The sequence below is a fragment of the Sporocytophaga myxococcoides DSM 11118 genome, from assembly GCF_000426725.1.
GTDB classification, from domain to species: domain Bacteria; phylum Bacteroidota; class Bacteroidia; order Cytophagales; family Cytophagaceae; genus Sporocytophaga; species Sporocytophaga myxococcoides.
This window is the reverse complement of record NZ_KE384562.1, coordinates 32,082-52,130: the sequence shown is the minus strand read 5'-3', so window position 1 is coordinate 52,130 and position 20,049 is coordinate 32,082. Positions and strand designations below refer to the sequence as shown.

Genomic DNA, 20,049 nt, shown 5'->3' with positions numbered 1-20,049 from the left:
ACCGGGGATACTCGGGCTCCAATATGGAACAAATAAAAATTTAATTGTTCTTGTTCTCAATATAGCAGGAGTTTCCTGGATTTACTATTGGTTGGTTCAACTCCTGGTTTTTCATTGATCACCGAGAATAAACTACAAGTAGATGCTTTATTATAAAGCTTACTCCTTCCCTTTCTTCTTTCGCCTTTCTAATAAATGCTGAATATGATGCATAACATCAGGAGGTGTAGGAACTATAAGATCATATCTTAATGCAATAAGTTTTATTATATAAGTTGAAATAACTCCTATTATTTCACTCACAATAATCTCAAATCCGAATAGCTTTATAAATGCCATATAGAGTATTCCACCAAATAGTGATGCAAGGGTATGCGGATGCCCAGGAAGCAATATTACCGGTGTTTCCCTTGACAATACATCTCTTAATAATCCTCCTCCTGTGGCTGTAATTACACCCAGGAATAATGCAGGCAATATGGACAGATCATTAAGGAATGCACGTTGCATTCCTGCTATTGTAAAAAAACCAAGTGAAAAAGCATCTATGTGCCAGATTACCTTTTGTAACCTGTTTACCAATGTTCCAAAAAACATTCCTATAAATGTGGCTGATAAAATTGTAATTAAATAGCTTTCATATTTAATCACTAAGGGAGGTCCATTGCTAATCAAAACATCTCTTAATATACCACCTCCAACACCGGATGCAATTCCGATAATCATTACTCCAACTATATCAAAATTTCTCCGGAGAGCGTGTAATACGCCGGAAAGACATCCTGAGGCAATTGCCAGAAACTCTATTACTATAAAGCTATCTTTCAACATCCTCTTATAAGGTTTTTAAAATCTTTTATTTTGAATTAGTGATGGTAAATTGTGAGAAACTTACCTTCCCTTCAATATCAAGTATAATTACTGAATCTTCCAGCTAGAATAGATGATATTCTTTACTAACCCTTGAATCTAACCATAGTTAAAACATTTTTGCAAAATCTTCTATTGGTACTAATTATCTTCCCTCAGTAACTGCAATCTTTCGGAATTGGAAATGGTTTTAACAAAAAAAAATGGAAGGATATGACGCTCTTAATCCTTGGTGAACCTCAGTTAGACGTTTACTCAGAGAAATACGGAGAAGCCTCATAGATACACAGTGGATTTCCCTCGGCTATTGACATTCCCTTTTATACTCAAGTTTTTAATCTTTTTATAACACAATATTGAGTTAATACCATTCAATTAATTGACCTTCGAAAGGAAATTCATATTTCTCCTTAAAATAACCAATCCATAAATCAACAGTCCGGAATCCCACTTTGTGGGCAATTCCATTAACTCTTTCACGTGAAAGCCTTCGCCCATTCAGTTTAAATAAAAAAGTTCCTTCATGCTCTTCTATTCGAAGATCCCATACATTTTTGCATACAGCATCCCGAAGTTTTATAGCATGCCTTGTTCTGAGCCCCGTGTACAATTGTAATTTCTCTCCCTTATTAAAAGGATGTTTTCTTATCTTTCTTATTGTAAAGTTTTTTGAACCATCACTCACTGACTTTACAAATTCAGATCTGGCGAAATTAATGAGTGTCATAAGCCGGACTTTTGAGGTTATATAAGTTATAACTAAACAGAATCATTGATCGTTCAGCTTGACATGAAAGGAGATTTGCCATATCCCCTTTCTATTATTTCTTTAGAATAAATAGGTTAATCCAGCTTTTATAAACAATGGTGTTCCGGGCGTAAAGTGAATTTCTGTAATCGGAACACTTTCTCCTCTAAGCCTTGATTCCGTAGCAAACTGAGCTTCTTTCCATTTTTGGTTAAACAGATTCTCTGTTGATAATGAAATTTGAAATCTCTCTACATTGTAGTTCACTACTGCATCCATAATAAAATACCCCTGAGCTACAATAGAATTATCTTCTGCTGCTGGCCTTTGACCAAGATAACGGTATCGTAAGCTTGCATTAAATCCATTAAGGTTACGTATACTAAGTCCCGCAATACTAGAGAATTTCGGAGCTAAAGGTAGGTAACCTGTTTCGTCTGAGTTATCTGTAAGCCTTGACTTACAGTAATTTAAATCAAAATCAAAAAACAGCCATTTGTTCATTTGTCCCCGTGCACTGAAATCAAAACCATATCGCTGACTTCTACCTTCGGAACCTATAGTACCGTCATCTCCTGTATAGGTATACTCTGTATCCATGGTAAGTAACCATAAAGCGGCATTGATAAAAACCCTATTGCCGATTTTCAGATTAGTGCCAAGATCAAGTCCATAGGCAGAAGGAATCTTATTGCGCACTGAGTCCATAACAGATACCCTGGTATCATTGGAGTGAAAGCCCTTACCTGCACTGAGATATACTTGAGCTCCAGGTGACAAATTGTAATACAGGTTTACTTTTGGACTGAATACATTCAGACTTCGTGATTTAGCCAGAGTATCTGAGAACCTGTCATTGTATCGAAAAGTAAAAGCATCATATCGGAGGCCAAGATTCAGAGTAAGTCTGGGAGATAGGTAAAAAGACTGATCTACATATACATTTGCATTTGTCTCATCAACACTCCCCTTTTTAATATCATTGAGAATTCTTCTTCTTACAGTATGAGCCAAACCTATGTCCCTAATATTATCATCCCTTAAACCTACACCGCCAGTTGTAGAAGCTTTTATACCAAACAACTCATAGCTTTTTAAATATGAGCCATTGTATCCAAAGATGTTTCTTTCTTCATATTGAAAGATTTCATCTCCGTTAATGGTATCATCTTTAAAGAAGGTAAAATTAGAATATAGATTAAACTTATAGTTTATTCCATATAAATGATTTCTGATGACAGCACCGTCGTTAAGCGTTTTCACTAAAGAAAGATTAGCATTGCTTCTTGATGTATTTCCTCCTTCCGTGGGATCAATGGCTCCATACCAGGATATAAGCCCATTTCTTACCGCTCTTTCAGGAATTTGCCCTGATGCATCCCAACTGCTTGCAAATGTAGATAGCGAAAGGCTGAGACTGGTAGAGCTATTCAGATCTGCTGTATATTTTCCCATTATGTTCAGACGTTCAAAGTTCTGCGGATACAAAAAGTATCCCTTGGTTGTAACAAACTCAGATGCTATATAAGCATTTTGTCTTCGTGAATTCGTCGAATCAGCCTTATCGAGCAACTTTAACAGTGCTACCCCTCTGTAGGTATTATAACTACCGGCTTCGAACTTTAATAAATTCTTCCTTATATAATTTAAAGTCTGAAAACGAACAGCCCCTGCAGTATTGAAATCACCTGCTTTAGCGTCGTATGGGCCTTTGGAAAAGTCCATTCCTTCAATCGTTTCGGGGATTACAAAATGGAGATCAGCATACCCCTGACCATGAGCATGTGAAACCATGTTCACAGGCATACCATCAACAGAGATTGCCACATCGGTGCCATGATCTACATCAAACCCCCTTATAAATATCTGTTCTGCTTTTCCACCTCCTGCATGCTGTGCAATGAACAAACCTGGTACAAGTCTTAACAAATCCTGAGTTGTTTGGGTCGGTCTTAAACGAAAGTCTATCGCATTGAAATAATTTACTTCTTTTCTGGGCGATACTGTAATCTGATCTATCTGGAGAAATCCTTCTTCCATTTTAATAATTACAGATCTTATTTCATTCTCATCCACTACTACTTCCTGAGATTTTGACCTGAATCCCAGCATGGAACATTCCAGATGGAAAACCCCTGTTTCCAGTCTGCGAAACTCAAAAGCTCCGCTTTCATCACTCAAAATCATTGTATTATTTTCCCTAAGAATGATCACTGCATTATTCAGTGGCTCTCCGGTTTTTGAGTTAACTATCCTGCCCTTGATGATTCCATGGGCAAAAGCAGGACAGCTCAGCAAAATGAATATTGCTGTAAAAAGTATATACTGCTTCATTTTAAATCTGTTATTGATAAGAATATAAAAGCTCCCTATCTCCATTTTAAACATAGGGATTGGGCTATGATCTAAAGTGATCATTAAAAATTCCGGGCAAATCAATATCTGATGGAGTCATAAAAACACCACAACTGCAAAGACTTGCTTTGGAATTAGAGATTATATAAGAGTATATTCAGGAGGAGGAGGAGAAGGAGGATTTTGAAAATATATTAAGAAGAAAATATTATTTCCGGGAAAATAATTCTCCGCAACATTTCCATTGACATTGAATTCATAATGGTAATAAATTCCTGGATACCATTGTATCTTGAATGAGTCCTTTTCTTCTTTTCTTCTGCTATCTGTAGAGGATTCATTATCCTGATTTTCTAAGCCAAAATGTTCCAGTACATCATGATCATGCAAGTGTTTATTTTCTTCCTTTACTACCTCATAATCATGTACAGATTCTGAGTGATGATGATGGCCTTCATATCTATGATCAACCTGATGTTGATTTTTTAAATGATGATTAGATCGATGGCTATGATGATGCTCATTACCTGAATGATGCAAATGACCGTGACCATGTATATGAGCGTGACTATGAAAAGGATTTGGAATATAATGCAAAAGACTATGGATACTCCTAAGGCTATCCTTGAGAAAAATTACAGCTATACAACTGATGATCAGAAATATGGATATAAAACTTTTCAAAACACAATCTACTTACGTAATAAATATACATTACATAAGTAATAGTAAAAAATAAAATTCAATTAATTAACATTGGATGATCGACTCCATTCGGAGATATCATATGATAAAAAGTCTGAACGTCGCATTAGAGATGCATTTAGTAGGTTTTAAAAAAAGTTTTCTTCATACCTAAAAGTTGGCTTACATTCAGACAACATTTCAAATATGAAGAATTATGTACTTGAATGCTTAACAGATTATTTCTTTGCAGAAAATAAATTCAAAGACAATTTGTCTGCAATAAATTCAATGGCTTTTTGAGCTTTCACACTATTACCAGCAGGGTCCAAAGGAGGAGCAAATACAGCGATCCCCATTTTACCGGGAACCACTGCCATAATACCACCACCGACTCCGCTCTTGGCAGGTAGTCCGACAGTATACATCCATTCTCCGGTATTTTCATATAAACCTGCAGTACTCATTACAGATAAAATTTCCGGAACATCTTTAGCTTCAACCAATTTCTCTTTAGTCATTGGGTTCACACCATTATTCGCAAGAGTCGCAGCCATCACTGCGAGGTCTTTTGTATTGATACCAAATGAACACTGTTTGGTATAAAGTTCAAGTGCGATCATCGGATCATCAAAGATACGGTTATAAGACTGAAGCAATATTGCAATTGATTTATTACGTTGGTTAGTTTCCATTTCAGATTTAAAAAGCTCATCGATAACCTTTATCTCCCTTCCTGCAAACTTGTTAAAATAGTTGTGCATTTTTTTCCATTTTTCAGCCTTATTATTCTTTGGAAGCACAATACTGGCTGTTGCTATAGCGCCTGCATTAACCATGGGATTCTGAGGTTCTTTCCCCAAAGTTTCAAGAGCTGTGATTGAATTAAATGGAAGACCTGTAGCATTTGCACCTATACTATCTTTTATAACTTGAGGTCCTCTGTCCTGCATAGCAAGAGCCAATGTAACCACCTTAGATATTGATTCTATACCGAACTCGTATTTGATATCTCCTACCAGATGTACATGTCCATCTGTTGTAATGATAGCAATACCATATAAATTGGGATCTACCTTAGCCAGATAAGGAATATAATCTGCATTTTTCCCTTCCTTAACACCTTTAAATTTTTCATATGCTTCTTTTATAACCAGGTCAATATTTTCAGCTGATATCTCATCTTTAGAAAATGTAAAAGAGAACAAAAGACCACCAAGAATTAAAACACCAATAAAACCTTTCAGGAATAAACCTCTTGACAATTGTACTTTTCTTTTCATGGTTATTTAAGTATTAAGTTAAATAATTAAAACCTGTATTGAGCTGAAAATCCTTCTGAAGCTGTCTTCCTGGCAATGACCTGGTGAAGTAACAGGATTCACCTTCTAAGATTTATTTAACCTTCTGTATATATATTGAGAAAATTTATATTTCACAGAAACTTGAATTTTATTCAAATGAGCATCCCATCCATCCCTAAAGTTATCTCGTTTTGCCCATTGATATTCTATACCGGCCATTAAATTGTCTGTTGGATAGTAGAGTAAATTAACGATGGCGTATTGACCTTTGTGAAATGCATCATCAGACTGACCATCTGGATTATCAATGTTTAACATTGAATAACCTAATGTTGTACTGAACTTTTCACTCCAGGTATGTTCAAGAAAAGCAACCAAACTAATCATTGGTATGGGAACCGCTTTGACTGGCTTTGGAGAAGGAGATGCATCTTCTTTGAGTGCAACATCACTAGGAGCATCGTTAATATAACTTTGTATTCCTCGGCCATATACAAACTGTCCTCTGAAAATATCTTTCTTACCTAGATTTAAATTGGTACTTACATTAAAGCCCCATCCCACTGTCCCACCAGACAAGTCAAGTGAATCAGGATTCTGATCTTTCCACATAATTCTTCTTATAATACCAGCTACTCTCACATAACCGAACTTTCCCATTTGGCGATATTCAGCAGAAAAGTCAGGAAGAGGAAATCTAGGTTCTATACTGTCCAGTTCGATACTGCTTGTATACCTTCCCATATCCTGACTGGCACCTGGTCTTTCCAATGCAAACGTCAATAGACTGTGTTCTTTTTGAATAGGCATGTAACGTATTTGTACGTTACGAAAGAAAATCATACCGTTAGGTCCCCAGTAGTCCAATATATTAGGGAATACGTCAATATCCATAAAAGGACTATGCGTTTGTCCTGCTCCAAAACGCCCCAATTCACCGTAGGCATGGCGTAAACGAATGGTAGTTTCTCCAGCGTCCACACCAACTCCAAACATATCTATTTCAAAGATTGTCTTCATTTGTCCATAACGAGTATTGAAATAACTTTTTACTCCAAGTCGTGATTGACGAACAGAAAAAAAGGTGTTACCATCTGATCCGAACTGATTTTTGTAAGCTGGTAATTTTGTTGGTCGTACCACATCAAACCAAAGTGGATCTATGTTATTGAAATTGTATCCCGCATCCCCCATAGCAAACCCGTAAATCGACATACTGTCCACTTTCTCCTTTTTAGGTGCTGCTTCAGAAGTAGGCGCTTTATCTTCCTGCGCACGAACAGAATGAAATAATGACAAAAAAAACAAAGTTATAATGAAGGATACTCCCTTAAGATTTTTCATTTTTAAAATTCTTTAAATTAAAATTAAATAATGAATACATGCTATTCTACGATCAATAGAATATAGAATTTCGGGTGGTAAAGCAAAAACAACAGAATTTTTATTTTGTTTTAACATATATATTTACCTGCTCCCATTCTCTTACTCTCTTTCTTGCCTGGTCAAAAATTCTTACATAATTTCCTTTGCATACCTTATCTTTGGTTTCTTTAGATAAAGATTTCCACAAGGGATCATATTGATAATATACTTGCAGGTATTCCTTCTGATTATCGGGTGCAACTACATCAGTTCCGAATAGAAATTTATCCGGGAACTGATTTATAAGAGCAGCCACAGCACGAACGGTAGTATCATTTCTTACAATATACTTAGCCACTTCATCCCAGGAAATATCAAAGTGCACATGACTTAACTTCGGGTCATTTAAAATATCCTGCACCAATTGTATTTGATTTTTATTCCTCGAAGTTGCTTCCTCTGTTGGTGAACTTTGAACAGGACGAATGATTCTTCCTAAACCAATATGAGCCCAAATGATTGAGGTCTTAGGATGGCGTTTAAGAAGATTCTTCATTTGTTTAAAGTAAGCAGGTTCTTCGTTTTCCTTAGCAAATGGTACGTCTATATCATTGTGTATAATAACAGCCAATCCTACTTCTCCAGCAAAACTAAAAATACTATCTAAAGCGGGATCTAATAAGCTGGCTGCATCCCCTGCCACTTTTGGTGAAACAAATTCTTTATGAATAGTAAACTCTCCAATCCCGGAGAATACTCCTGGAAAGGTCATCAATACACGTCTTATATGATCAGCTGCATACATATCTGTCGGATTAAATCCTGTAATCATTGGATCGAATCGATTTTGCTGTTCCTTTGATAAAGATTTATATGTCATGGCAATGTATGCATCAGTGAAGGAATAATAATATAATGGTGCATCTGTTTCCAGGTAATACTTTGGAGCATGATCTCCAGAAATTCTATAAGACCATTGTTGCTGAAGGGGAATGCCGAATAAGGCTACCCTTCCTACTTTATCGCCCATTATATTTAAAAACTGATGTATATCAGTTCCTTTTTGAATGTAATTAGTAAGGTGAAAATGTGAATCATTTAATTCATAATTGGCTAATTGAGTAAGAGGAGTTGTCTTAGCTGCAACATTCTTATACTTTAAAAGAGTGAAGAATATACAAGCTGATAGCAGAGCTACTATAAAGTGAATTTTCCATTTATAGATATATGCATTGAAAGTATTCATTCTAATAAAATGTTATTTTAAAAGAAAAACTGAAGTAGCCATTTATATATAAGGAAAATTTACCCACTAAAATCCTTTTATTAAGATCTGCAGGTCTTTATGACTGCAGACAAGATTAAGGTACATTAATTAGTGGCACTGGGTGGGAGATTAATAAATGTCATTGTCGTTGCTGAGAAAATAAGACAATGACATTTATTAAAAGAATATTAGTCAATTATAAACTTATACTCCTATAATTAATTTTGCGCCGAGAATACGTTTAATTTTAGTTTATCAGCCAGGAATTCAATTGTCTTTTGTGCTTTTACACTATTCCCAGCCTTATCTAAAGGAGGTGCAAATACCGCAATTCCCATTTGTCCTGGAACTACAGAAATTATTCCTCCACCTACGCCACTTTTTGAAGGTAAGCCTACCTTAAACATCCATTCTCCAGTAGTTTCATAAAGTCCTGCAGTGCTCATTACCGCTAATATCTGTGGGATATGCTTTGGGTCAACTACTTTTTCTTTTGTTAATGGATTAACTCCATTATTGGCCAGCGTAGCTGCCATTACAGCAAGATCTTTAGCATTGACACCAAATGAACATTGTTTAGTGTATACATCAATAGCGATCGCTGGTTTATCATATAGTTTATTGTATGATTGTAGTAGTAGCGCAATTCCTTCATTGTGCTGATCTGTCGCAGCTTCCGATTTATATAATTCATCAATAACTTTAATCTCTCTGCCAGCAAAGCGATTAAAGTTTTTTTGTACCTTATTCCATTTTGCTTCCTGGTTGTTTTTGGGGTCCAATAGACTAACTGTAGCTATTGCACCAGCATTAACCAGTGGATTTTGTGGTTGTTGTCCTTGTATTTCGATTGCTTGTACAGAATTGAATGGCAGACCTGTTGCATTAACACCTACGCTATCCATTACCACTTTGCCTCCTTTTTCTTGTAAAGCTTGGGCAAGGGTAAATACCTTTGAAATTGATTCAATACCAAATTCGTATTTAGTTTCTCCAATTGGATAAACTTTCCCATCAGCAGTAACTATTACTATTCCATAAAAGGTAGAGTCGACCTTTGCCAGGTATGGTATATAATCTGCATTCTTTCCTCCCTTTAAAGTTTTAAATTTATCATAAGCCTCTTTTACTGCTGCTTTGATTTCTTCTTCCGTTGCTTTTTCTTTATTCTGAATAAAAGAGAAAAAACCTATGCTGATTAATAATAGGATAATGAGTCCTCCCAGTATTGACTTCTTTACGTTTGATTTTATAATTTTCATAATTTCTATAGATATAGTTAAATGCTTTAGGTCAGAAGTCATGATATCTTCTTCTCCTATCTGGTATCAGGATGTTTCAAGCCAAACAGGGATGGTATAAAAATGTTACAACGAGCTTAATTAATTTTGTTTTTTTATCATCCCAGTGAAATAAAAACTTATCTCAATTATTAAAAATTGAAATCAGAACATGTAATTAAATTTCAGGTTTTGTGTACAGTAGAGTTCTGATTTATGAAATATTTTCTTACCAATGATTCCTTTACATTTAAAGACGAATGGATATCCATACTGATAGTATTAATACTACTCATCATATCTTATCTCTTCGGATTTCGCCAGGGAAGGAAATTCTTTAGCAAAGAAACTACAAACAGTAATGATTTTTTTATAATCTCGTCTATTCAAAGTGGTTCCCTATCTCTGCTAGGCATATTGCTGGCCTTTTCATTTAGCGTATCATCTACAAGATTTGAAGAAAGAAGAGGATTGATCAATAAAGAGGCTACAAGTATAGGGACGGCTTATTTCAGAGTGGGTCTGCTCAAGGATAGTACTCTAAAAGATAACCTCAGAAACCTCTTAAAAAAATATCTGGCAACCAGGATCCAGTATTACAATCAATATAAGATAAGGAGCACTCCTGAAAGGCAAGATGAAATACAAACTGAGCTGATAAATCTTCAGGTAACAATCTGGGCGAAATCCGCTAAGATAGGAAAACTGGAGCCCAACGTTAACACAAGTCTTATTATCCAGTCATTGAACAACATTGTAGACATTAGCGATAGCATTTCCTCAGCACTTGAAAACCGCGCACCTATTACAATAATGTACATATTGATTTTAATTGCAATATTTTCGTTTTTCTCAACCGGCTATTATCATGGATACTCAAAAATTATAAAACTTAAATTTTCAATTAGCCTTGGTATAATTATATCTTCAATCATGTTGCTTATTACTGATCTTGACAGACCATTAACAGGAATTGTCAACCTGGATGTTTCAAGCCTTACATTACTACAGAAATCCTTTGAGAAATACGGTAAAATGAATCCTGTAGAAAACTATTGACAACGTAATAAAAACAATGAATTTAATCAGATAATATATGGACAAAGATAAATTTCAGGAAACCGTAGCTATCCTGTCTGCTATGATTATCCCTGTTATATTAATCATGGCAACACTAAGTCTGATATTATCAACAAGCACAAGATCCGGCAAGGTAATAGACAGGGTTAGAGAGTTATTGAAGATTATAAACCTTGACTATAATAGTAAATCACAAAAGATAAATTCAGATGAAGAAACGCGTCATACATTAGAGATATTACATATGATGGCCATTCGTTCAAAATACCTTCAACAAAGCTTATGGTTCCAGTACTTAGCACTTTGTGATTTCTTCGCTACAAGTATCTTTCTTGCAATAATTAAACTCACTCCTTTAAATTTCTATGCAGTTCCACTGGTGTTAGGATTGATTGGCGTTGTTCTTCTATTCGGAGCAAGCGTCATGCTTGTATTTGAATCCAGATATGCTGTTAACGCACTAAACAAAGAATTAAAGGTTGCTTTTAAAAAATTTGACACACATTAACTTGCTATAGCAATCAATATTAAACCCCGTATGAATCATCTCACTATCTTTTTAAATTTTCACACATTAGGTTTGCCACTCAGATCTGTCCCTCTTTTTCTTTTCACATAAAAAATCAAAAAGGGAAGTCCTGTAAAGAATGCTGTTCCTCCAATCACCATTCCTACATAAGAAGCGGGACTTCCTATAGGCAGCTGAGATGGAGGTACGAAAGCGAGTATAAAGGCAAATAAAACGGCAAGAAAACCAGCCCCGGCAACGACTACCATACCTGTCTTTCCACCAGGAATTTTATAGGACCTAGGAAGATTAGGTTGAGTGTATTTTAATCTTATGGCAGCAGCATACATCAACATATACATGATCAGATACAGACCAACAGTAAGAACTGTCAAAAGAAAGAATGCCACATTTACATCCTCCAGAAAGATATATAGTGAAGCCAATATGGTAACAAATGACCCCTGAAAATAAAGTATTCCAGTTTGAATTCCCTTGTTATTAGTCTTACTCATCATATCTGGCAGTATTCTATCTTTAGCAGTAACAAGAAGTCCCTTACTCGGACCGGACAGCCAGGAAAGGACACTTGCTATAGCACCAAAGGTCACTAACAAACCTGAAATATAAGTCAGCCACCCGAGATGGAACTTATTAAAAATTTTATAGAATGCCTGCATTAATCCAGATTGTACATTAATCTGTTGGCCTGGAATTACAGCACCGACTGATAATGCTCCTAAAGTAAAAATACTGAATATTATCAAAGCTGCGAGTAACATAGCCTGAGGAAATTGCTTTGCAGGATTTTTCAACTCATTTGCATGTACAGCTTGAGACTCTACTCCTGAAAACAGCAAAACGATACCTGCAAGAAATGCTACATCTGTAATGCTTTTAAAATAAGGAAAGACACGAGGCTCTGCTTTTCCATCGATAATCTTACTTACAGTGGCATCACTAGGATCAGGATGTAGAAATGCGATGTCCTCACCCATTACCATCCATGTCACACCAAACCCTATAATCAATAATCCTGGAATAACAGTCCCTAATAGAAATCCATAGCTAGTTACTTTCTGAATAACTGCTGAACCTCTGAATACAATAAAAGTGGCAACCCAATATATAAAAATTGAAAACAAACCAACAAACATTCCATTGCTTGCCAAATCCGGCCTACCAAGGGCGTAACCAAAGGCTCCTGATGCAAAGCCGAGGACTGTAGGGTATAATACGATTGTCTGCGCCCATTCCAACCAGATAGCAATAAAACCTGTTTTCTTATTAAAGGCTTCTCCTACCCAGGTATAAACTCCACCTGCCCTGCCTCCAAAAGCGCCTCCCAATTCAGCCGATACAAGGGATACTGGAATCAAAAATAAAAGTGTTGAAAATCCTATATAGAAAAACATAGTTAATTCTTCCTTAGCGATCACAGGCAATCCTCTTAAGCTTAACACGCAAGCACACGTCATCATGCTAATTCCAAAAGTAGTAATGGTACCTTGCTTAACAGGAATCTCATCTTTTTTTACCTTTGGACCTTCATCCTTGAATTTAAACATTAGATTTAGATATAAGTGAAGAATATGAACCTCCACATCTTCTGTAAAGGCTGATTTTATTGAAACTGATAAGTCAACAAGACAAGTAAAAAAATGTTTAAACAGGATACATGCACAAAAAAAGCATTCGTTCTGAAAATATACCGAACGAATGCAATATTTCTTTCAATTTAGGAGTGATTAAATCCTCCTGCTTCTTCCCTTGTCATAGGCTCTACAACAGGGTGTGCTTTGAAGAAATCAACTGATCGGTTTATGTCCTCCAATAGAAGATTGGCAAGGTCATGAGTAAAACCATGTCTTACCAATATCCTTTGAATCACTACATCCTGAGCATTGGAAGGCAAAGAATACGAAGCAATTTGCCACCCCCTTGCTCTAAGCCTGTCCGAAAGGTCATACAAAGTGTAATTGGTATTCAGACCTTCCTTAAGCTTATAACAACATCCGGGAAGTCCTCCTCTTCCATCATAGATAATTTCTACAAGACCAGACTTTGCTATTTCTTCAGCAAGGTAGATTCCTGTATCTATACATGACTGATGAATTCTTCTATACCCTTCTCTTCCCAGCCTTAGAAAATTATAATACTGAGCAATGATCTGTCCTCCTGGTCTGCTGAAGTTTAAAGCAAATGTAGGCATATTACCGCCAAGGTAATTAACATTAAATATCAACTCTTCCGGAAGATCATGCTTTTCTCTCCAAACTACCCAACCAACTCCAAGGGGGGATAAGCCATGCTTATGTCCTGATGCGTTAATTGATTTCACCCTTGATAATCTGAAATCCCATAGCAGTTCCTCATACAGGAATGGAGCGACAAATCCACCGCTTGCAGCGTCGACGTGTATTGGTATATCCAGTCCCGTATCTTTCTGCAACTGATCAAGAGCTTCGCTGATACCTTTAACATCTTCAAACTGAAGTGTAAAGGTTACCCCTAAAGTAGGTACAACCCCTATGGTATTTTCGTCACATCTTTTGAGTACTTCTTCCGGGGACATCAATAATCTTCCATGCTCCATCGGTATTTCCCTAAGTTCCACATCGAAATAACGTGCAAACTTATGCCAGCATACCTGAACAGGCCCACAGATAAGATTTGGCTTATCAGTTGTCTTGCCTTGAGCTTGTCTTTTTGCCCTCCACTTCCATTTCATAGCCAATCCTCCTAACATGGCTGCCTCACTTGATCCGGTAGTTGAACATCCTATTGTATTCGCTGCATCCGGAGAATGCCACAAATCAGCAATCATAGCCACACAGCGAGATTCAATTTCTGCAGTCTGAGGATACTCATCCTTATCAATCATGTTCTTATCGACCGATTCATCCATTAACTTATGTATTTCAGGATCCAGATATGTCTGACAGAAAGTAGCCAGATTCTGCCTTGAATTACCGTCAAGCATCAGTTCATCGTGTACTGCAGCATATGCAACCCTTGGATCATGTTCTTCCTCAGGTATCCTGTATTTTGGCATAGACACACCAAGATCAGGAGATGCATAAATATCATCCAACAAATTACTGCGATGATCATCTTTTTGATATAAAGCCATAACTTTCAAATTCTTCCCTTTAAAATAAGGCTCGTCAACAATAAATTGTTATCCGTAAGGGAGTGCCCCCCATAAACAAAAACAGGTTGCATCAATTGCAACCTGTTTCCGTTATCAAAGTAATCGATCGTTATTGAGTAGGGAACTTTTTAAATCCCTTTTGAACAATCTTGTTGATTTCTTTATCCTGCTTGCTTGATTTCTTCTTAACCTCGCCTGCGCCATATACTCTATAAACAAGATCATTTGTTTGAGCATCTTTTACATCGATCATTAAGGTTCCTTCGTTATAGGTATTTGCCCAGAACTCGTCATAAGAATCCGCCCACCAGTCGTCTGCTACATATATACCTGGACCTGCAAAACCAGGACCTGCATCTTCAAGCTCTGTTTTCTCTTGAGCACCGGCTGAATAAGTAATTATAAGATCAGGATTATTATCATCTCTTTTTAACCCCTTCGCTGTTAACTCAGATGCAACTGCGTTATCAACTTTATTATCCATAATGGTATTATTCGTTTCAGTCTTTCCCTGATTTATAACCGTTCCGGGTTTAAAGCCAAAGGTTTTAAACTGACTGAAATCAGCATTCGGATCCTTATCTGATGATATTTGAGCAAACACACTTGCTGCACAAACAAACAGCATTCCACACATCAAAACTATCCTATTAAATATATTGACCTTTTTCATAATCTTATTTTAGAGTTACCACTCGTTTTTAAAACTGTCAATAATTTAAAATCGTTTTTTGAACAATTCCTGAAAAACAAATCCTATTAAAACCTTTTTATTTTAATGGCTCAATATCAAATGATATCATTTAACTTTGACTAGAATCTTACAGCAAGCTGGCCGGTAACAGCACTAATTTTATACTTAAAATAACCATTTATATCTTCTTCGGGTACTCTGTTCACATCTGCTACAAGGTAATGGTAGTAAAATGAAAGACCAACATTCTCTATCGGATAAATTTCAATTCCTGGTCTTACTTCCCATACTTTAAAATCCCAGTCATTTATATTAAGTTGAAAATAGTCTCCGATACCTCGTAGTACAACATGTTTACCAAGATTAACCAAAGCGTGTACACCTGGCAGAGGAACGGGAGCCCAATATTGCTTTGTAACCCCATAGCTAAAACCATTCAGATGTGCTTCTGCTCTGGCATATACATCAAATGCTTTGGCACCAAGCAATACACCTGCTTCCCACAGTGGAGTTTTAATAATAGAAAATCTATAATCCAGACCGTAGGAATTAAGTCTGAATTTTGCATCAAGACCAGAGTTTACATAAAACGTAGTATCACCGAACGACACTGTCCTATCAAGCACCAGAGAATTCTTTCTGGAAAGACTAAAAAAAGAAGCTGCTATCTGATGACGTTTTCCTATTCTGAAGATCACATCAGCTCTTGGGAAAAACTTATTATTACTTAAGTCAAAATCCCTTTCAAGATCAATATCTGTCCCTTCAAGTTCAGGTGAATTAAGTTTCACCGAAGCATCATTGTAAGCCCAGAAACCTCCAAGCTGAACTGTAAGAAAGTAATCATGAAATCCATCGTCCTTCCCTTTAAAACCAGACTTATATGTTAACCCAATCGGGGCATTCTCTTTATTCTTTACTTTATTCTTCTTTTTATTTTCCGGTATTTCATCTCCTCCAAAAGAATAAGACACACTTGACAAAAATAAAATTATTGTTAGCAATAATATATTGTTATTAATTTTCATAGTATTTCGATAAAACGTAGGATTTACAGGCTTTTCAAAAGTATAACGATGCTCGTTTTACGTTTGTTTAAACGTTATATAAAGCCCCGACAATTATTAAAAAATTTGACAAGCAAAGCCTTTTCCCTGCCAAAAACATTCACAAAAAAAAGATGGTTACACACTTGTAATCTAACCAATCCATGAATTATAACTTCAGTAAATCAATAACATTCATATATCTTTTCATTTCTCCTTTGGTCATACTATCTCAGCCTTCCATCACAGGAGAATTGAAACAATGGCATAAAGTAACTTTGACTTTTACAGGACCTTCAACTTCAGAAAAAGATATTATCAATCCTTTTAGCGATTATAGGTTAAACGTATATTTCACTTCAGGAAATCATACCTATATCGTTCCAGGATATTATGCAACAGACGGTAATGCACACAATACTTCTGACAGCACTGGCAACAAATGGAAAGTAAATTTCAATCCGCCTGAAACAGGTACATGGAGCTACAAAACTTCATTCAGATATGGTACAAATATCGCAGCATCATCTGACTCTCTTGCAGGAAGTGCCATCGCTACTATAGACGGAACAACAGGGTCTTTTTCTGTATCAGCATCTGACAAAAGCGGAAAAGATTTCAGAGGGAAAGGATGGCTTGAACATCATAACGAGCATTATTATAAATTCAAAGGAACAGGTACATACTTTCTTAAAAACGGAGCAGGAAGTCCTGAAAACTTCTTAGCATACTGGGAATTTGACAATACCCAGGATCACACTGGCGGCACAGTTAATAACCTTCCGGATGGTCTTCATCATTATGCCCCTCATCTTTCTGATTGGAAAGCCGGAGATACTACATGGAAAAATGGCTTAGGAAAAGGTATCATAGGAGCTATCAATTATTTATCATCAAAAGATATCAGTGAATTTTTCTTTCTGCTTATGAATGTAAATGGAGATGGACGTGAAGTTTATCCATGGACAACATATACGGAAACAAAACGCTATGATGTGAGCAAGCTAGATCAGTGGGAGATTGTATTTTCTCATATGGAAAAAAAAGGAATCACCTTGCAACTTGTTTTTCAGGAAGCTGAAAATGATCGCATGCTCAACAACGGTAATCTTGGTATTGAACGTATTATCTATTATAGGGAGATGATTGCAAGGTTTTCACATCATAATGCCGTATTATGGAATCTTGGAGAAGAAACTAACAGGAGTACTGCCCAATTAAAAGCTGACGCCGCTTTCTTCAAAAAAAACGATCCATATAAACACCCTGTTAAAGTGCATACAAAAGCTAATTCCACTTCACCGGATCAATTGTATACACCTTTGCTGGGAGATATAAATTTTGATGGAACATCCCTACAACAACCAAACACAGTCGGTCATAGCCTTCCGATAAAATGGAGAAACCTATCTGCTCAAGCGGGATATAAATGGGTTATAGAACATGATGAAGTGAACGGAGGATTAAATCCAGACAGCCCGGCAGTTAATAATCAGGTAACCTTAAGAAAAAACGTTTTATGGGGAAACCTTACCGGAGGAGGCGGCGGAAATGACTGGTATTTCGGTTATGACAACTCCAGAGCTATTGATGATTTAGATTGTGAAGATTTCAGAAGCAGAGACAAATTCTGGAATTATGGAAAGTATGCACTTAATTTATTTTACGGCTACCTTCCATTTCAGTCAATGGAACCAATGGACCAAAATATTTCCAACAGCGCCTCTAACTGGTTATTGGGAAGCAATACAGAAAAAAAATATGTCGCTTACCTGAGCAAAGGAGGCACTGCGACTGTGAACATCCCAGCAGGTAACTGGAAGTACAGAATATACAATCCTGTTACAGGAGAATTCACAAATCAATCTACATCATTAGTCAATCAAACATTGACATCTCCGAATAGTAACGATTGGGCCTTCTTCATCTTTTCAGAAGAGGGTACAAACATTTCTCCAACTGTCAACCTGACGAGTCCCACCTCCAATCAAACATTCGGAAGTACTCAAACTATTAATATAATTGCCAATGCACAGGATGCTAATGGAACAATCTCCAAAGTGGAGTTTTACCTGGACGATTCACTAATATTTACAGATTTAATTTCTCCTTATACTTATTCTACAGGAGGATTAACAATAGGTACACACGACATCAAAGTAAAAGCAACTGATAATGCATTAGCCACAGCTTCAGATTCGGTAAATATTATCATAAAAGATTTTCCCAACCAGGTACCGAGTGTCAATATTACTTCACCTGAAGACAACTCAGAAATCACCTATGGAACTAACTTTACAATAAACGCTACAGCAACTGATAACGATGGTTATATTAAATATGTAGAGTTTTATCAGAACAACTTGCTTATAGGCACAGACAGCATAGCATCATATGCTGTCGATATTAATAACCTTCCGCAAGGCACCTATCACTTCATGGCAAAAGCATATGATGATTCATTAGCATTTGCAACAGACTCTGTGCTTATAAAGGTGATCAAAAAACCAAATCAGTTGCCTTTAGCGCATATAACTTTTCCTGCTAACTTATCCAACTTTACAACTGGGGCAAACACTACAGTAACTGCAACAGCCAGTGATCCTGATGGGGTAATTAAATATATGGAATTTTACTTTGACAATTTATTATTAGGAAAAGACTCTGTCCCATCTTATTCTTTCCCAATCCTAAATCTTCAGACAGGAACACATATAATAAGAATAAAAGCTTATGATGATTCAACAGCTTACTCACAAGACTCCGTTCAGATTAGCGTAACCTCCGGACCTGATTACCTGCAAAGCTTTACACTTATCAATGCGAATACAGAGCAACCTGTCGCTGGCTTTGATCCAATACCCAACAATAGTATTATCAATAGAAATGTCACAGGCGGCAATCTGAATATAAGAGCCAACACAGCTCCATCTGGATTCGGATGCATCAAATTTGAACTGGATGGAGTAAGCGGAAGAATTGAAAATACTGCACCATACGCTATGACAGGAGACAATAATGGAAATTATAACTCATGGACACCTCCGTTAGGTGTACATAGGTTAAAAGGCTATGCTTATTCTCAAACCAATGCACAGGGCACTTTGCTCGACACATTGACAATTTTCTTCACTGTTACATCAACAGCAACTTTAAGTGCACGTGAATCCAGCCAACAATACTCGATATATCCGAACCCATTTGAAAACGAGTTAAAAATAACATTTATTAATGAAGAAGAAATTGTAGCTGAAGCGGTTTTAGTTTCAACACTGGGATTCAAGTATTTTGCAGAAGTTCAAAAGACCAATGCAGGCACATTCAGAATACTCCCACCAGTAATAAAGACTGGAATTTATATGTTGGAAGTAACTACTGAAAGAGGAACCATAATAAGAGCAACAATTCAAAAGTGACTTGACAAAAATCCCCGGAAGTGATATTCCGGGGATTCATTTTTTTATTTATTGCTTTTAAATCAAATATATGGATTAATACTTTAGTTCTCGGAGGGCCTTGAGGAAATTGCGTTAAGAAATTTCAGTGAGTGAAGCGGCCAAAAATTTTGATGTTTGAGGCCGACGAAGGAGGACGAGTTTCAAAATTTTTAGCGTAACGAACTGAAATTTTAGCAAATTTCCTCACAGCCCTTGATTCTTTTGGTTACTTTTCTCATCAAGGAGAAAAGTGACAA

General features: G+C 36.4%; 15 protein-coding genes. 3 read left to right on the top strand and 12 right to left on the bottom strand.

Annotation, left to right across the window (positions count from 1 at the left end; translation table 11 throughout):
• Window positions 1–159: 159 nt before the first annotated feature.
• From K350_RS0126510 to glsA (K350_RS0126470), 8 genes are all read right to left on the bottom strand, one after another.
• Window positions 160–831 (bottom strand): trimeric intracellular cation channel family protein, encoded by a 672-nt coding sequence (locus K350_RS0126510; protein WP_028982501.1) that lies wholly within the window; start codon window positions 829–831, stop codon window positions 160–162.
• Between the two features lie 400 nt (window positions 832–1,231).
• Window positions 1,232–1,597, bottom strand: coding sequence for a hypothetical protein (locus K350_RS0126505; protein ID WP_028982500.1), 366 nt, complete (start codon window positions 1,595–1,597; stop codon window positions 1,232–1,234).
• Between the two features lie 102 nt (window positions 1,598–1,699).
• Window positions 1,700–3,952, bottom strand: coding sequence for a TonB-dependent receptor (locus tag K350_RS0126500; protein ID WP_028982499.1), 2,253 nt, complete (start codon window positions 3,950–3,952; stop codon window positions 1,700–1,702).
• A gap of 162 nt (window positions 3,953–4,114) precedes the next feature.
• Window positions 4,115–4,657: a hypothetical protein gene (locus K350_RS0126495; protein WP_156027226.1), complete on the bottom strand. Its 543-nt coding sequence runs from the start codon at window positions 4,655–4,657 to the stop codon at window positions 4,115–4,117.
• Between the two features lie 239 nt (window positions 4,658–4,896).
• A complete protein-coding gene (gene glsA / locus K350_RS0126485) occupies window positions 4,897–5,940 on the bottom strand; it encodes a glutaminase A (protein WP_081671166.1) in 1,044 nt (347 codons plus the stop codon).
• 105 nt (window positions 5,941–6,045) lie between these two features.
• Window positions 6,046–7,305, bottom strand: coding sequence for a DcaP family trimeric outer membrane transporter (locus K350_RS30555; RefSeq protein WP_051313782.1), 1,260 nt, complete (start codon window positions 7,303–7,305; stop codon window positions 6,046–6,048).
• Between the two features lie 100 nt (window positions 7,306–7,405).
• Window positions 7,406–8,572, bottom strand: coding sequence for an amidohydrolase family protein (locus K350_RS0126475; RefSeq protein ID WP_051313781.1), 1,167 nt, complete (start codon window positions 8,570–8,572; stop codon window positions 7,406–7,408).
• Window positions 8,573–8,811: 239 nt separating this feature from the next.
• Entirely contained in the window at window positions 8,812–9,855 is a 1,044-nt protein-coding gene (gene glsA, locus K350_RS0126470; RefSeq protein ID WP_081671165.1) for a glutaminase A, read from the bottom strand.
• A 234-nt stretch (window positions 9,856–10,089) separates the two neighbouring features.
• Here glsA (K350_RS0126470) and K350_RS31770 point away from each other — a divergent pair, with 234 nt between their 5' ends.
• Together K350_RS31770 and K350_RS0126460 are read left to right on the top strand one after the other, a co-directional pair.
• A complete protein-coding gene (locus K350_RS31770) occupies window positions 10,090–10,932 on the top strand; it encodes a bestrophin-like domain (RefSeq protein WP_028982493.1) in 843 nt (280 codons plus the stop codon).
• A gap of 37 nt (window positions 10,933–10,969) precedes the next feature.
• The gene (locus K350_RS0126460; RefSeq protein WP_028982492.1) at window positions 10,970–11,461 is read left to right on the top strand and encodes a DUF2721 domain-containing protein; all 492 of its coding nucleotides are present in this window, start codon (window positions 10,970–10,972) and stop codon (window positions 11,459–11,461) included.
• Between the two features lie 59 nt (window positions 11,462–11,520).
• On the opposite strand, the gene K350_RS0126455 is transcribed toward K350_RS0126460, so the two are convergent.
• The 4 genes from K350_RS0126455 to K350_RS0126440 all read right to left on the bottom strand — a co-directional run bounded on the left by K350_RS0126455 (window position 11,521) and on the right by K350_RS0126440 (window position 16,337).
• Window positions 11,521–13,029, bottom strand: a complete 1,509-nt coding sequence (locus tag K350_RS0126455) for an APC family permease (protein WP_081671164.1) — start codon at window positions 13,027–13,029, stop codon at window positions 11,521–11,523.
• Window positions 13,030–13,199: 170 nt separating this feature from the next.
• A complete protein-coding gene (gene gad / locus K350_RS0126450; RefSeq protein WP_028982490.1) occupies window positions 13,200–14,594 on the bottom strand; it encodes a glutamate decarboxylase in 1,395 nt (464 codons plus the stop codon).
• 130 nt (window positions 14,595–14,724) lie between these two features.
• Window positions 14,725–15,288 carry a DUF4136 domain-containing protein gene (locus K350_RS0126445; RefSeq protein ID WP_081671163.1) on the bottom strand — a complete coding sequence of 188 codons (564 nt, stop codon included), beginning with the start codon at window positions 15,286–15,288 and terminating at the stop codon, window positions 14,725–14,727.
• Window positions 15,289–15,428: 140 nt separating this feature from the next.
• Window positions 15,429–16,337, bottom strand: a complete 909-nt coding sequence (locus K350_RS0126440) for a hypothetical protein (RefSeq protein WP_028982488.1) — start codon at window positions 16,335–16,337, stop codon at window positions 15,429–15,431.
• Between the two features lie 182 nt (window positions 16,338–16,519).
• Between K350_RS0126440 and K350_RS31765 the strand changes: the two genes are divergently transcribed.
• The gene (locus tag K350_RS31765; RefSeq protein ID WP_051313779.1) at window positions 16,520–19,771 is read left to right on the top strand and encodes an Ig-like domain-containing protein; all 3,252 of its coding nucleotides are present in this window, start codon (window positions 16,520–16,522) and stop codon (window positions 19,769–19,771) included.
• Window positions 19,772–20,049: the final 278 nt, after the last annotated feature.

Coding starts and splice junctions, on each gene's coding strand:
- K350_RS0126510 (WP_028982501.1), bottom strand. CDS start 831: ATGTTGAAAGATAGCTTTATAGTAATAGAGTTTCTGGCAATTGCCTCA.
- K350_RS0126505 (WP_028982500.1), bottom strand. CDS start 1,597: ATGACACTCATTAATTTCGCCAGATCTGAATTTGTAAAGTCAGTGAGT.
- K350_RS0126500 (WP_028982499.1), bottom strand. CDS start 3,952: ATGAAGCAGTATATACTTTTTACAGCAATATTCATTTTGCTGAGCTGT.
- glsA (WP_081671166.1), bottom strand. CDS start 5,940: ATGAAAAGAAAAGTACAATTGTCAAGAGGTTTATTCCTGAAAGGTTTT.
- K350_RS30555 (WP_051313782.1), bottom strand. CDS start 7,305: ATGAAAAATCTTAAGGGAGTATCCTTCATTATAACTTTGTTTTTTTTG.
- K350_RS0126475 (WP_051313781.1), bottom strand. CDS start 8,572: ATGAATACTTTCAATGCATATATCTATAAATGGAAAATTCACTTTATA.
- glsA (WP_081671165.1), bottom strand. CDS start 9,855: ATGAAAATTATAAAATCAAACGTAAAGAAGTCAATACTGGGAGGACTC.
- K350_RS31770 (WP_028982493.1), top strand. CDS start 10,090: ATGAAATATTTTCTTACCAATGATTCCTTTACATTTAAAGACGAATGG.
- K350_RS0126460 (WP_028982492.1), top strand. CDS start 10,970: ATGGACAAAGATAAATTTCAGGAAACCGTAGCTATCCTGTCTGCTATG.
- K350_RS0126455 (WP_081671164.1), bottom strand. CDS start 13,029: ATGTTTAAATTCAAGGATGAAGGTCCAAAGGTAAAAAAAGATGAGATT.
- gad (WP_028982490.1), bottom strand. CDS start 14,594: ATGGCTTTATATCAAAAAGATGATCATCGCAGTAATTTGTTGGATGAT.
- K350_RS0126445 (WP_081671163.1), bottom strand. CDS start 15,288: ATGAAAAAGGTCAATATATTTAATAGGATAGTTTTGATGTGTGGAATG.
- K350_RS0126440 (WP_028982488.1), bottom strand. CDS start 16,337: ATGAAAATTAATAACAATATATTATTGCTAACAATAATTTTATTTTTG.
- K350_RS31765 (WP_051313779.1), top strand. CDS start 16,520: ATGAATTATAACTTCAGTAAATCAATAACATTCATATATCTTTTCATT.